The sequence below is a fragment of the Rahnella sp. PD12R genome (assembly GCF_019200965.1).
In the GTDB taxonomy this organism is placed as follows: domain Bacteria; phylum Pseudomonadota; class Gammaproteobacteria; order Enterobacterales; family Enterobacteriaceae; genus Rahnella; species Rahnella laticis.
This window is the reverse complement of the sequence record NZ_JAHTMS010000006.1, coordinates 354,127-367,826: the sequence shown is the minus strand read 5'-3', so window position 1 is coordinate 367,826 and position 13,700 is coordinate 354,127. Positions and strand designations below refer to the sequence as shown.

The window sequence follows — 13,700 nt, the reverse complement described above, 5'->3', positions numbered from 1 at the left end:
TCTCTGCGTCAGATCACATTTTTTAGATCCTGAACAAATTTCCAGTCAATTTGGCTATTTGTTATGCAGACGGTGCATAAACCCCGTGCAAACTTTTGCGCATAACACTATTCTTGCCCGAACGGTAGATGATGCTGCTTTTTAGGCACAATCCAGCCGTAAATAATTAAATACAAAAAGTGTAATTATCGCCTTACATTCTTTCTAACACGCAGAATGTTATGGGTTTTGCCCCAATGACAGAGGACAGGTAAATGGTTGATCAACAACAAGGCGATGAGCTGAAGCGCGGCCTGAAAAACCGTCATATTCAGTTGATCGCGCTGGGTGGGGCTGTCGGGACAGGTCTGTTTCTGGGCAGCGCCTCCGTCATCCAGTCTGCGGGCCCCGGGATTATTCTCGGCTACGCAATCGCTGGTTTTATTGCGTTTTTAATTATGCGCCAGTTAGGTGAGATGGTCGTTGAAGAGCCGGTTGCCGGGTCATTCAGCCATTTTGCCTATAAATACTGGGGTGGATTTGCCGGTTTTGCTTCCGGCTGGAACTACTGGGTGCTTTACGTTCTGGTCGCGATGGCCGAACTGACGGCAGTCGGTAAATATATTCAGTTCTGGTGGCCGGAGATCCCAACCTGGGCTTCAGCGGCGGTCTTCTTCGTGGTGATTAACGCCATCAACCTGACCAACGTCAAAGTGTTCGGGGAAATGGAGTTCTGGTTTGCCATCATTAAAGTGGTTGCTGTTGTGGCCATGATTCTGTTCGGCGGCTGGTTATTGTTTAGCGACACTGCAGGCCCGCAAGCGACTGTCCGTAACCTGTGGGAGCAAGGCGGTTTCCTGCCTCACGGCATGACCGGGCTGGTGATGATGATGGCAATCATCATGTTCTCATTCGGCGGTCTTGAGCTGGTCGGTATTACCGCGGCAGAAGCGGATAATCCTGAAGTCAGCATTCCGAAAGCAACCAACCAGGTTATCTACCGCATCCTGATTTTCTATGTGGGCTCACTGGCAGTTCTGCTTTCCCTGATGCCATGGACCCGCGTCGGGCCGGATACCAGCCCGTTTGTCCTGATCTTCCATGATCTTGGTGATGCGCTGGTCGCTAACGCGCTGAACGTCGTGATCCTGACGGCAGCATTGTCGGTCTATAACAGCTGCGTTTACTGCAACAGCCGCATGCTGTTTGGTCTGGCTCAGCAAGGCAACGCGCCAAAAGCCTTGCTCAATGTCGACAAGCGCGGCGTTCCGGTGGCATCAATCCTCGTGTCTGCCGTGACCACTGCACTTTGCGTACTGATTAACTACCTGATGCCGGGTGAAGCTTTCGGCCTGCTGATGGCATTGGTGGTTTCTGCACTGGTGATCAACTGGGCGATGATCAGCCTTGCGCACATCAAATTCCGCAAGGCGATGCACCGCAAAGGGATCGAAACCAAGTTCAAAGCGCTGCTTTATCCGGTAGGTAACTACATCTGCCTGCTGTTCATGGCCGCAATTCTTGTGATTATGGCTATCACGCCGGGCATGGCGATTTCCGTCTGGCTGATCCCGGTCTGGCTGGTGATCCTGGGCGTTGGCTACTGGATTAAAAATCAGCAAAGTGGCAAATCGGTTAACGCGTAAGCCCCCGGTTTATCATTGCTAAAAACGTAAAGCGCCCCGGCTAAGTTTCACTTACCGGGGCGCTTTGTTATATGCGTCACAGTTTGTCCGACATGACCAAATCGTCCATCTTCATGACTCTTACCTCCTGACTCCTCTTCGCCTCTCCAGCCAATACTCAACGCTATCAAACAGTTTTTTAACAACTTACCTTTTTAACCAATAGCCGGAGAACATCCATGAAGGAAGGCGCGCTGTCGTTCAAAGAGAAAGTAGCGTACGGAATGGGAGATGCGGGCTGCAATATGATTGGCGGCGCCATCATGCTGTTTCTCAATTATTTTTATACTGACGTTTTCGGCCTTGCCCCGGCGCTGGTCGGCATATTGCTGTTGTCGGTGCGGATTATCGACGCCGTTACTGACCCGATAATGGGGGCGATTGCTGACCGCACCACCACCCGCTGGGGCAGGTTCCGTCCGTATTTGTTATGGATATCGGTGCCCTACGTTCTGTTCAGCGTACTGATGTTCACCACGCCGGAATGGAGCTACAACAGCAAAGTTATCTATGCTTTCATCACCTATTTCCTGATGTCGCTGACTTATACCGCCATCAATATTCCGTACTGCTCGCTCGGCGGCGTAATCACCGCCGACCCGCATGAACGCGTCGCCTGCCAGTCTTACCGCTTCTTTATGGTCGGTATTGCCACACTGATTTTGTCGTCTACCCTGCTGCCCATGGCCGATTTCTTCGGCGGCGCGAACAAAGCTAAGGGCTACCAGATGTCGATGGGCGTGATGGCAATCATCGCGCTGTTTATGTTCCTGTTCTGTTTCAGTTCAGTGAAAGAACGCATACAGCCTGCTGTGCCGTCCAAACACGCCCTAAAATCCGACCTGAAAGACGTGTGGAAAAACGACCAGTGGGTTCGCATTCTGCTACTGACTTTTTGTAATGTCTGCCCCGGCTTCATCCGCATGGCCGCCACCATGTATTACGTTACCTGGGTGATGGAAAAATCGACGTCATTCGCCAGTATGTTTATCAGCCTCGGCGTGGTCGGCATGATGATTGGCAGCGCCCTGGCGAAACCGCTGACGGACAAATACTGCAAACTGAAAGTCTTCTTCTGGGCCAATATCATCCTGACAATTTTCTCCTGCGGGTTCTATTTCCTCGACCCGCACGCCACGACGCTGATCCTGGTGGCTTACTTTGTCCTTAACATCATGCATCAGCTCCCTTCGCCGTTGCACTGGTCGCTGATGGCCGACGTGGATGACTACGGCGAATGGAAAACGGGTAAACGCGTCACCGGGATCAGCTTCTCCGGCAACCTGTTCTTCCTGAAATGCGGGCTGGCCGTAGCAGGTGCGATGGTCGGATTCCTGCTCTCCGCTTACGGCTACAACGCCGGTGCGGCGCAACAAAGTGACCACGCCATCAACGGGATTGTGCTGCTGTTTACCGTCATTCCCGGCGTCGGTTATCTCATTACGGCGGGGGTTGTACGCCTGCTGAAAGTGGATCGCGAAACCATGCGGACAATTCAGACTGATCTGGAAATTCGCCGTCGCAACTACCGCGAACTCAATGAATATCATGATGAAAAACAGGCGCAAGAACTTGCCTCTGCCCCCCTTCACAGCAAGGAGCTGAAACATGAGTAATTACCCGAATCCGCTGATTGAACAGCGCGCGGATCCTCACATCTGGCTGCACAGCGATGGCCACTATTACTTTATTGCCTCAGTTCCGGAATACGACCGGCTCGAAATCCGGCGTTCGTCAACGCTGACGGGGCTGGCCGACTCACCTGCCACTGTGGTCTGGCATAAACCCGATACCGGCCCGATGAGCGCACTGATTTGGGCGCCTGAACTGCATTTCATTGACGGGAAATGGGTAATTTATTACGCCGCTGCGCCCTCGCAGGACATCGTTGATGGACTATTCCAGCACCGCATGTATGCGCTGGTGTGTGAAAATGCCGATCCGCTCACGGGAAAATGGGAGGGGAAAGGCCGGATCCAGACGCCAATCGACAGTTTCTCGCTTGATGCAACGCACTTTGAACATCAGGGAAAAAGCTATTATCTGTGGGCGCAAAAAGACCCGGCTATTCGGGGTAACTCTAATTTGTACATTGCCGAAATGGAGAATCCGTGGACGCTGAAATCACCGCCCGTCATGCTCAGCAAACCTGAACTGGACTGGGAAATTATCGGCTTTTGGGTAAATGAAGGCCCGGCAGTGATTAAGCACGGCGATAAAATTTTCATTACTTATTCCGCCAGCGCGACCGATGAAAATTACTGTATCGGGCTGCTCTCGGCAGACACCGGCAGCAATCTGCTCGACGCAGCTGCATGGCATAAATCGCCACGACCGGTATTCACCACACATAAGCAGAACAGGCAGTTTGGCCCCGGTCACAACAGCTTTACGCGCAACGAACAGGGCGAAGACGTGCTGGTTTATCATGCCCGAAATTACACTGAAATTGAGGGCGACCCGCTGTATGACCCGAACCGTCATACCCGGATTAAAACCTTCGTCTGGGATGAAAACGGACTGCCGGACTTTGGTGTTCCCGCCCCGGACAACCGGCCACTGACGTTGCAAAAAAACACGGCGCAATAAAAACAAAAAGCCCGGCAACAGAAATGTGCCGGGCTTTTTTAATGCGTACTTTTACTTTGCGATAAGCAGGCCTTAAATCAGCGCGCCGTAAATCGTCAGAACCGCGACCACAACCAGAATAATCATGGTGACCTTGCGCGCCAGACCCACTGCGGCGCGAGGCGTCTGAACGGGATCCAGATGCGGATCACGCGCCAATGAGAACTGCGCCAGCCGTGTCAGCACCTGATACTGCGAGGAATGAATATCGCCGAGCGAGGCAAACCACGCTGGTAACGCTTTCTCACCGTGCCCGAGCAGCGCATACGCCGCACCGGCAAGACGAACGGGGATCCAGTCAAGAACATGCAACAGGCTGTCGATGCCGGACTGCGAACGTTTGAGTGGCGTCATGTGACGCGCCAGCCAGGTCTGATAACCCCGCAGAACGGCATATCCGCCCAGCGCAACAGGTCCGTAAGGCCCGCAGACCACAAACCAGAACAACGGCCCGAGATAATAACGGTAGTTTATCCACAAGAGCGCATTTTGCAGTTCTCGCAAACGGGCTTCTTCCGTGCAGTCACTCGGCAAACCGTGGATCAGCGCCAGCTCTTCCGCCATCTCTTTACAGGCGTCCGCATCTCCCTGACGGGCAGATTTCAAATAGGCGCGGTAATGTTTGCGTTTGATGCCTGCGCCGATGCACAGCAGACACAAAATCACCCAGATAACGAGGGAAGGCACACCAAAGAATAACCCGTGGAGGGCACGTAAAATGGCCCAGATAATCGCCATCCAGACAATCATAATCGCCAGCGTTTTGACTAAAGAAGTCTGCCGCCCGCGACGGAAAATGAACTCAAACCGATGATCCAACTGCCAGTGTTCACCCAGTTTGAACAACCGCTCCCAAGCCAGCACCAGCAGCAAAGTAAATAACGTCATCGACTATCACTCTCTCTCTCTACACATTCTTAAAACAAAAAAACCGGCGGCCTTTTCACTCACTGGTCAGAAGACTCATTTTGCACTACCGGCGATGCCAACAGCTTGCGATAAAATGCCCAGTCGAACTCAGGGCCGGGATCTGTTTTACGCCCCGGAGCAATATCGCTGTGCCCGGTAATGGCGTCCAGACTAATCGGATAGTGCTTAATTAACAAGCCGGTAACGTCCGCAAGGCTGCGATACTGCGCCTGCGTAAAGGGCACAAAATCGGTGCCTTCCAGCTCAATACCAATCGAGAAATCATTGCAGCGCTCACGCCCGCGCCAGCTGGAAACACCGGCATGCCACGCGCGTTTATCAAATGGAACATACTGAACAATCTCGCCATCTCGTCGGATCAGGCAATGTGCCGCTACGCGCAGCTGGTGGATCCCTTCAAAGTAAGGATCATCCTGCGGATCCAGCGTACCGGTAAACAACTGATCAATATAAGGACCACCAAACTTTCCAGGTGGCAGGCTGATGTTATGGACGACCAGCAAAGAAGGGATCTCGTCGTCAGGACGGAGATCAAAATGAGGGGAAACGACCTGCCGGGCTCCGGCAATCCAGCCATGTTCTAAGTGCATCAAAGGCCTCAATGATGTGCTTGTGTGGTACTTATCACAGCAACAGGGTAGCATGTTTTTTTGTCCTTCTTATCCGCCATTTCGGAGTATTTGTATGTCTACACGCAGCTACAGCCCTGAAAGTCGCCGCGCACAGTTACTCGAACGTATTCAGCATGATATCCCCGCCATTGTGACTCAGGCGCTTGGCGAAGACCTCGGGGGCGAGGCCAACGCTAACAACGACTTAACCGCACAACTTCTGCCGCAGGATAAAGAGGCGAGCGCGACGATCATCACCCGCGAAGCCGGTATTTTTTGCGGACAACGCTGGCTGGATGAAGTCTTCCACCAACTGGCCGGTGATAAAGTTTCTGTAAAATGGCACGTCAAAGACGGCGATGTTGTTTCTGAAAATCAGAAACTGTGTGAGCTGACCGGCTCTGCGCGTATGTTGCTGACCGGCGAACGCACCGCACTAAATTTCGTCCAGACACTCTCGGGCGTGGCTACCGAAGTAAATCACTACGTAAAAATCCTCGAAGGCACCAAAACCCGGTTGCTGGACACGCGCAAAACCTTGCCGGGTCTGCGTACAGCGCTGAAATATGCCGTCCTGTGCGGTGGCGGAAGCAACCATCGTCTCGGCCTGGCCGATGCATTTCTTATTAAAGAAAACCACATTATTGCCTGTGGCTCGATTAAAGCTGCCGTTGAACGCGCATTGTGGATCCACGCAGATGTTCCTGTTGAAGTGGAAGTGGAATCACTCGACGAACTTCAGCAGGCGCTGGATGCCGGCGCTGACATTATTATGCTCGATAACTTCACCGTTCCGATGATGCGTGAAGGCGTTGCCCTGACCGCTGGCCGCGCGCTGCTAGAAGTCTCCGGTAACGTCACAGAGAAAACGCTGCGTGAATTTGCCGAAACGGGTGTGGATTACATCTCCGTGGGTGCCCTGACCAAGCATGTCCGCGCAATGGATCTCTCAATGCGTTTTAGCTGAGCATTTTGCGCTGTTGCCCCTGAATTCCATTTCAGGGGCAACACGACTTCCCTTCGGTCTATTTCATCTTGCCGCAATACCCTCCCACTCAATACTTCTGACCGCCAGCCTCTTTTTCATTTGTCTTTCATTGCTGAGAGACATGCCGCAAAAGTTTTGACGCGTTTGTCGTCTCCGGTAAAGACCGTGGAAGGCATCCTGGAAAACTCACCAAAGGCACTGGCAGAAATTTTCTTCCCCATTTAGTTTGCTGCCGAGCAACAACCCAGCAGCCTCACAAATGGAGAACGCCATGCAACGGCAACAAGGATTTACCCTCATTGAACTGATGGTCGTGATCGCAATTATTGCGATTCTGAGCGCCATTGGTATTCCCGCTTACCAAAGTTACATCCAGAAAGCCGCAATGACCGACATGCTGCAAACCATGGTGCCGTATAAAACCGGCGTCGAGCTGTGCGTCATTGATACCGGCTCATTAAGCAGCTGCAACGCAGGCAGCGAAGGCATCCCGGCAGCCGCCACCAGCCGTTATGTCAGTAAAACACAGGTCACTGCTGGCGTGATTTCACTGACCGGCCAGCAGGCACTCAACGGGCTAAGCGTCGTCATGACCCCATCCGTGGATGCTCAGGCCGGCGGTATTATCTGGAACCGCACCTGCACCAGCGCCGGCAATGCCGCGATGGTGGAAGCCTGCGAAAGCGTTTTCCGCTTTGATACCACGGGAGCCGTAAAATGACCGATACCCCGCTCAATCCTGTTTCACCCACAGATAGCGAAAGGCAGCACAGCGACGCCTCGCTGGACGCCCTATGTCAGCGTTACAAAGCCGTCATTGTGCATCGCGATAAACAGACGATCCGCGTTGCCTGTCATGAAGCGGAAGCTGAGACAGAAACGCTGAGTAACGTGCTGCGCTTTGCCAGCGGATTAAAAGTTCAGGTGGAACGCTGGCCGCAGGCCAGAATGGAACAACACAAGGAAAAGAGCCCGACGCAAATGAAGCAGGAATCCGCCACCGGGGGACAATCCCCGTCATCTGGTGGTCCTGAAGATAACGCGCTGAATGACCAAAGCGATGCGCCGGTGGTAAACGTCCTCAACCAGATTCTGCGGCAGGCAATCAACCGCAGGGCGTCGGATATCCATTTTGAACCCTACGAAAACAGTTTCCGCGTACGGGTGAGAATTGACGGCGTGTTGCAGGAAATCCCCGGTCCTGAATTCTCGATGGCAGCGGGTGTTTGCGCGCGGCTGAAAATCATGGGGCAACTTAACGTCGCCGAGCGTCGCTTGCCGCAGGACGGCCAGCTTTCCGTCATGCTGCAAAATCAGCGTTATTCAATGCGCGTCTCTTCCCTGCCTACCCTGCATGGTGAAAAAATCGTTCTGAGGATCCTGCACATGACCCAGCAGGATCTGGCGATGTCTCAGTTAGGCTTCACGCTGCGCGATTTGGAATACTTTAAAGCCGCGCTCAAGCACCCGCAGGGGCTGATCCTCGTGACAGGGCCGACAGGCAGCGGCAAAACGGTGACGCTTTACAGCGGATTGCGCCATCTCAACGCCATCTCACGCAATATCAGCAGCGTTGAAGATCCGGTTGAAATCCCGGTCAGTGGCATCAATCAAACGCAGATCAACAGCAAGACGGATCTGAGTTTTGCCAGCGTTCTGCGTGCATTGTTGCGACAGGATCCGGATGTGATCATGGTCGGCGAAATTCGTGACAGAGAAACGGCTGAGATTGCCGTTAAAGCCGCGCAGACCGGTCATCTGGTGCTTTCCACGCTGCATACCAACTCAACGTGCGAAACACTGACCCGGCTACGGCAGATGGGCATTGAAGGTTTCCATATCGCAGCCAGTTTGCGTCTGGTCATTGCCCAAAGGTTGGTGCGAAAACTGTGCCCGCACTGCCGGAAGCCACATCTGTCTCTGGTCGTAAACGGGCCGGACGGCAACAGCGGGCCCGCGCCAATGTGGCGGGCAGCGGGCTGCAATCAATGCTTTTCCGGCTATTACGGCAGGATGGGGATTTACGAAATACTGAACATCACTCCCCGCCTCCAGCAGGCACTGGTGGCCGATGCCAGTGTCAGCGAGCTGAGTAAAATCGCCCGTGAACAGGGACAAAAGACATTACAGGAAGCGGGAATGTTGCTGGTTGAACAAGGTATCACCTCACTTGAAGAGCTTTATCGGGTGACCGGCGAAGGTCATTGCGCATGAGTGAAACGCCAGTGATCGCTCCAAAATGGCGGCTTTTTCACTGGCAGGCTATTGATACTCTGGGAAGCATCCAGCAAGGCGATGTCATTGAGATAAACAAAGACAGCATTTATCAGCAACTTTTCGTTGCGGGTTTGCAACCAATGAAGATCACAATGATCCGGCGCCTGACGGCCGGTTATTGGAAAAACCAGGAGCGTATTTCCGTTGTCAGGCAACTCGCCACACTGCTACAGGCCGGATTGCCGCTGGTCAGCAGCCTGGCGCTGCTGGCAAACGAACATCCGAAACCCGCCTGGCACTGTGTTTTGCATAACGTGGCGAAAGGCGTCAGGGAAGGTAAACCGTTATCGGCAATGTTAAGTGCTTACCCTGACGTTTTCCCGCCGATTTACCGGCAACTCGTTTCTATCGGCGAGCTGACCGGTCAGTTAGACCAATGCTGTTTGCAGCTGGCGGCGCAACAGGAACAACAGGCGCAACTGAAAGCGAAAGTGAAAAAGGCGCTGCGCTATCCGCTGATCGTCAGCGTCATCGCCACCTTCGTCACGTTGTTAATGCTGACGCTGGTTCTGCCGGAATTTGCGAAGATCTATGCCACCTTCGATGCGCAGCTGCCCTGGTTTACCCGAATGCTGATAGGCGTATCCGACGTGCTGGTCAGCTCAGGGCCATGGCTGACCGGCATTGTCTCGTGTTGCTGTTTTGGCTATCAGCAAAAGTTGCATCCACACATTCGCTGGAAGTTGCGCGAGCAAAAGCTGCTTCTGCGATTACCGCTGACTTCTCGGCTGGTCACTGACAGTTGCCTCAGTCAGGTTTTTCAAACGCTGGCGATGACACAACGCGCAGGAATGACGCTGATTGCCGGGCTGGCTGCCGCGTCAGCATCTGTGTCAAACTTGCATTTCCAGACAGCACTTGACGTGATTCGCGAAAAAATTATGCAGGGGACGCCTTTGCATAAAGCATTTCAGGATTCACCGTTATTTCCTGCGTTATGTCAGCAGTTGATAAAAATCGGTGAGGAATCCGGAACGCTCGATGAGCTGTTACTTAAACTGGCACAGTTGCATAACAACAAAGCAAATTCGCTGGCGGATACGTTATCTCAAACGATTGAGCCGGTACTGATGGCAGTGATGGGCGTGATTGTTGGCGGATTAGTAATTGCGATGTACTTGCCCATTTTTCAGCTGGGTTCGGTGATGGGATAACGATGGGCGGGGAAAATAATTGCGGCGAAAACGTGTTTCGCCGCAGATAATTTACCGGTTTATTTGCTGCCGAACAGGCGGTTTTCCTGCTCTGCGACACGAATAAAGGTAGTACGTTTGGTCAGTTCTTTGAGACGTTCTGCGCCGACATAGGTGCAGGCAGAACGCAGGCCGCCAAGAACGTCGCGCACGGTATTTTCGACCGGGCCACGCAAAGGCAGTTTTACAGTTTTGCCTTCCGCAGCACGATATTCAGCGACACCGCCAACGTGGCGTTTCATAGCCGATTCTGAGCTCATTCCGTAAAAGAGCATGAATTTCTCGCCATTTTCTTCAACGACGGTGCCTTCACATTCTTCGTGTGCTGCCAGCATACCGCCAAGCATCACGAAGTCTGCACCGCCGCCGAAAGCTTTAGCAACATCGCCAGGAACGGCGCAACCGCCATCACTGACGATCTGCCCGCCCAGCCCGTGAGCGGCATCTGCGCATTCGATAACGGCAGAAAGTTGCGGATAGCCCACACCGGTTTTTACACGCGTGGTACACACAGAACCCGGGCCGATACCGACTTTAACGATATCAGCGCCAGAAAGAATCAGCTCTTCGACCATTTCGCCTGTGACCACGTTACCGGCGCAAATAACCTTGTCCGGGCAGGCTTCACGGACGCGTTGAAGGAAACCGACGAAGTGTTCGGAATAACCGTTAGCCACGTCAAGGCAGACAAATTTCAGCAGCGGAGAAAGCGCGAGGATTTGCAGTGTTTTAACAAAATCAGCTTCAGACGTGCCGGTCGACACCATCACATTTTTTAAAACTGACTCGTCAGCGGAGGTGATGAAAGCCTGCCATTGCTCAACGCTGTAATGCTTATGCACCGCCGTCAGCAAACCAAAAGACGCCAGCACCGTTGCCATGCGGAAAGTACCCACTGTGTCCATATTGGCAGCAATAATCGGCGTGCCTGACCAGCTGATACCAGAGTGTTTGAATGTGAACGTGCGCTCCAGTTCGACTTCGGAACGGCTTTTGAGGGTAGAACGTTTAGGGCGGATGAGAACGTCTTTAAAACCTAACTTCAAATCTTCTTCAATACGCATGACGGCTTTGTCCTGGTTTGGCGACGGATCGCTAGGGCGTACAACAAATTTTAGACACCCTTTCCAGTGGTTTTATCATACACAGGAAAATGACAACGGCAAGGAAGCTTTTAGAACATACATCACAGACTTTTGATTGGGCTGGTGAATAATTTTTCGCATCAAAACCAAGACGACGGCGGCTTGCACTTACTCATAATCTCTTTATCATTTACCTAACTAATTTTATCAGAGCGCCAATATGAGCTACGTCGTTGCATTGACCGGAGGTATCGGAAGCGGCAAAAGTACCGTTGCCGAAAGCTTCAGCCGTCATGGCATAAGCATTGTCGATGCAGATATTATTGCCCGCCAGGTTGTAGCGGCAGGTGAGCAGGCGCTGGAAGAACTGGGCAAACGATTTGGCAAAAGTATTATTCTTGCCGATGGCTCGCTGAATCGCCCGGCGTTACGGGAGCGTATTTTTAGTAATCCGCTTGAAAAAGAATGGGTTAATAAATTATTACACCCTATTATTCACGCCCGGACACAGCACCTTATTGCGCAGGCCGATACGCCTTATGTGCTTTGGGTGGTGCCGTTACTGATTGAAAACGGATTGCAAACGCAGGCTGATCGCGTTCTGGTGGTGGACGTCGAGCCACAAATTCAGCTTTCCCGCACCATGTTGCGCGACGGCGTTGACCGCCATCAGGCTGAAAGTATTATTGCCGCGCAGGTGAGCCGTGAAAAACGCCTGGCCTGCGCGGATGACATTATTGATAACAGCGGAGATCCTCAAACGATCGAACCGCGTGTTGCCCAATTACATCGCTGCTATCTGAAACTGGCAGCGGGCGAAAACAGACAGGATATTGCCAAGCATGACTGATGTAGCTGCAACCGTTCTTTTTGAACATCCTCTGAATGAAAAAATGCGTACCTGGTTGCGTATCGAATTCCTGCTACAGCAGATGCACGCGAATGCACAAATTACTGCTGCGGCTTCCGCCCTGCTGTTCTTTCGCACCGCGTCTGATTTACTGGACGTGCTGGAGCGCGGAGAAGTCCGTACTGATTTGCTGAAAGAGCTGGAACGCCAGCAACAGAAATTATCCCAATGGCAGGATGTTCCGGGGGTAGATGCGTCGCGGATCGACGGATTGCGTGCCGAACTGAAACAGTGCGCTTCCGTATTGATGAAAGCACCGCGAATAGGTCAGGCTCTTAAAGAAGATCGTCTGATTGCTTTGGTTCGCCAGCGTCAGAGTATTCCCGGCGGTTGCTGTAGTTTTGATTTGCCGACGCTGCATATCTGGCTGCATCTGGCACAATCTCAGCGCGACAGCGAAGTCCAGAACTGGCTTGAAACACTGGCGCCGCTCAACAACTCACTCACGATGGTGCTGGGTTTAATTCGCCAGTCCGGCGCTTTTCGTAATCAAATCAGCCTGAATGGTTTTTTCCAGGATAACGCAGAAGGTGCAGATCTGTTACGCTTGCGCCTCTCGTTGGAAAACCTGCTTTACCCGCAAGTTTCCGGGCACAAAACCCGTTATGCCATCCGCTTCTTACCGCTGGACAGCGAACATGGCGTGGTTCCGGCACGACTGAATTTTGAACTTGCCTGCTGCTAGGAGTTGCAAATGGATCCCGAAATTATTGAAGTAAATTGCCCGACGTGTAACAAGACGGTGGTCTGGGGCGAAGAAAGCCCTTATCGTCCTTTTTGTTCCAAGCGCTGCCAGCTTATCGATCTCGGTGAGTGGGCCGACGAAGAGAAACGCATTCCGAGTAAAGGGGATGTGAATGATCTGGATGACTGGAGTGAAGAAGAGATTTCACACTGACATCCGGCAGATGTCGCAGACACTAAAGTTTAAAAAGGGGCATAGCCCCCTTTTTTGTGGGCGCTCTGATGCCCGGAAAATCAGAATTCGTTGTTTTTCAGGGCGTTTACGACAGCTTCGTTGGCCGGAGGAAATTCCTCCGCTTTCAGGTCTGACTGTTTAACCCACCGCTTTGGTTGCCCTTCTTTTCCATATGGCTCGCCCTGCCAATCTTCCACCAGAAAGAAGTAAAGCGTGATAATGCGATCCGGGAACCGGTGCTCAAGCGTTTTCAGTAAAACAGGGGCTTTCGCCTCAATGCCCACTTCTTCCTGCAACTCACGAATGACAGCCTGCTCAGGCGTTTCACCCGCTTCTATTTTACCGCCCGGAAATTCCCAGAACCCTGCCATGTGGGAAGACGCATCACGTTGAGTAATAAAGATTTCTTTACCGGAATTCCGGATAATACCGGCTGCGATATTCAGTTGTTTAAGCGTCACTTTTCCACCTATTGACTGACTATAATGACTGTCT

General features: G+C 52.5%; 14 protein-coding genes. 10 read left to right on the top strand and 4 right to left on the bottom strand.

Annotated elements, in window-relative coordinates; translation table 11 throughout:
* Positions 1-254 precede the first annotated feature (254 nt).
* From aroP to KWG64_RS14540, 3 genes are all read left to right on the top strand, one after another.
* Positions 255-1,625: an aromatic amino acid transporter AroP gene (aroP, locus tag KWG64_RS14550; RefSeq protein WP_195813739.1), complete on the top strand. Its 1,371-nt coding sequence runs from the start codon at positions 255-257 to the stop codon at positions 1,623-1,625.
* Between the two features lie 218 nt (positions 1,626-1,843).
* Positions 1,844-3,280, top strand: a complete 1,437-nt coding sequence (locus KWG64_RS14545) for an MFS transporter (protein ID WP_218522267.1) — start codon at positions 1,844-1,846, stop codon at positions 3,278-3,280.
* Positions 3,273-4,253 (top strand): family 43 glycosylhydrolase, encoded by a 981-nt coding sequence (locus KWG64_RS14540; protein WP_218522266.1) that lies wholly within the window; start codon positions 3,273-3,275, stop codon positions 4,251-4,253. Before KWG64_RS14545 ends, KWG64_RS14540 begins: the two co-directional genes overlap by 8 nt.
* A gap of 72 nt (positions 4,254-4,325) precedes the next feature.
* On the opposite strand, the gene ampE is transcribed toward KWG64_RS14540, so the two are convergent.
* Both ampE and ampD read right to left on the bottom strand, forming a co-directional pair.
* A complete protein-coding gene (gene ampE, locus KWG64_RS14535) occupies positions 4,326-5,180 on the bottom strand; it encodes a beta-lactamase regulator AmpE (protein ID WP_195823824.1) in 855 nt (284 codons plus the stop codon).
* A gap of 59 nt (positions 5,181-5,239) precedes the next feature.
* Positions 5,240-5,812: a 1,6-anhydro-N-acetylmuramyl-L-alanine amidase AmpD gene (gene ampD / locus KWG64_RS14530; protein ID WP_218522265.1), complete on the bottom strand. Its 573-nt coding sequence runs from the start codon at positions 5,810-5,812 to the stop codon at positions 5,240-5,242.
* 94 nt (positions 5,813-5,906) lie between these two features.
* On the opposite strand from ampD, the gene nadC reads away from it, so the two are divergent.
* The 4 genes from nadC to hofC all read left to right on the top strand — a co-directional run bounded on the left by nadC (position 5,907) and on the right by hofC (position 10,252).
* Positions 5,907-6,800 carry a carboxylating nicotinate-nucleotide diphosphorylase gene (gene nadC, locus KWG64_RS14525; protein WP_218522264.1) on the top strand — a complete coding sequence of 298 codons (894 nt, stop codon included), beginning with the start codon at positions 5,907-5,909 and terminating at the stop codon, positions 6,798-6,800.
* A gap of 292 nt (positions 6,801-7,092) precedes the next feature.
* Positions 7,093-7,542 carry a prepilin peptidase-dependent pilin gene (gene ppdD / locus KWG64_RS14520; protein WP_218522263.1) on the top strand — a complete coding sequence of 150 codons (450 nt, stop codon included), beginning with the start codon at positions 7,093-7,095 and terminating at the stop codon, positions 7,540-7,542.
* On the top strand, positions 7,539-9,035 hold the full coding sequence (gene gspE / locus KWG64_RS14515; protein WP_218522262.1) for a type II secretion system protein GspE: 1,497 nt from the start codon (positions 7,539-7,541) through the stop codon (positions 9,033-9,035). The genes ppdD and gspE overlap by 4 nt, the downstream gene beginning before the upstream one ends.
* Complete coding sequence (hofC, locus tag KWG64_RS14510) at positions 9,032-10,252, top strand: protein transport protein HofC (RefSeq protein WP_218522261.1); 1,221 nt, start codon at positions 9,032-9,034, stop codon at positions 10,250-10,252. The genes gspE and hofC overlap by 4 nt, the downstream gene beginning before the upstream one ends.
* A gap of 59 nt (positions 10,253-10,311) precedes the next feature.
* Here the strand turns inward: hofC and KWG64_RS14505 are convergent, their stop codons facing one another.
* Positions 10,312-11,355, bottom strand: a complete 1,044-nt coding sequence (locus KWG64_RS14505) for a GMP reductase (RefSeq protein ID WP_218522260.1) — start codon at positions 11,353-11,355, stop codon at positions 10,312-10,314.
* A 241-nt stretch (positions 11,356-11,596) separates the two neighbouring features.
* Between KWG64_RS14505 and coaE the strand changes: the two genes are divergently transcribed.
* From coaE to yacG, 3 genes are read left to right on the top strand one after another with little or no spacing between them, the layout of a single operon-like run.
* Positions 11,597-12,226 carry a dephospho-CoA kinase gene (coaE, locus tag KWG64_RS14500; RefSeq protein ID WP_218522259.1) on the top strand — a complete coding sequence of 210 codons (630 nt, stop codon included), beginning with the start codon at positions 11,597-11,599 and terminating at the stop codon, positions 12,224-12,226.
* Complete coding sequence (zapD, locus tag KWG64_RS14495; RefSeq protein WP_152325119.1) at positions 12,219-12,971, top strand: cell division protein ZapD; 753 nt, start codon at positions 12,219-12,221, stop codon at positions 12,969-12,971. Before coaE ends, zapD begins: the two co-directional genes overlap by 8 nt.
* A gap of 9 nt (positions 12,972-12,980) precedes the next feature.
* Positions 12,981-13,184, top strand: a complete 204-nt coding sequence (gene yacG, locus KWG64_RS14490) for a DNA gyrase inhibitor YacG (RefSeq protein WP_152325120.1) — start codon at positions 12,981-12,983, stop codon at positions 13,182-13,184.
* Positions 13,185-13,264: 80 nt separating this feature from the next.
* Here the strand turns inward: yacG and mutT are convergent, their stop codons facing one another.
* On the bottom strand, positions 13,265-13,666 hold the full coding sequence (mutT, locus tag KWG64_RS14485) for an 8-oxo-dGTP diphosphatase MutT (RefSeq protein ID WP_195813728.1): 402 nt from the start codon (positions 13,664-13,666) through the stop codon (positions 13,265-13,267).
* Positions 13,667-13,700 lie beyond the last annotated feature (34 nt).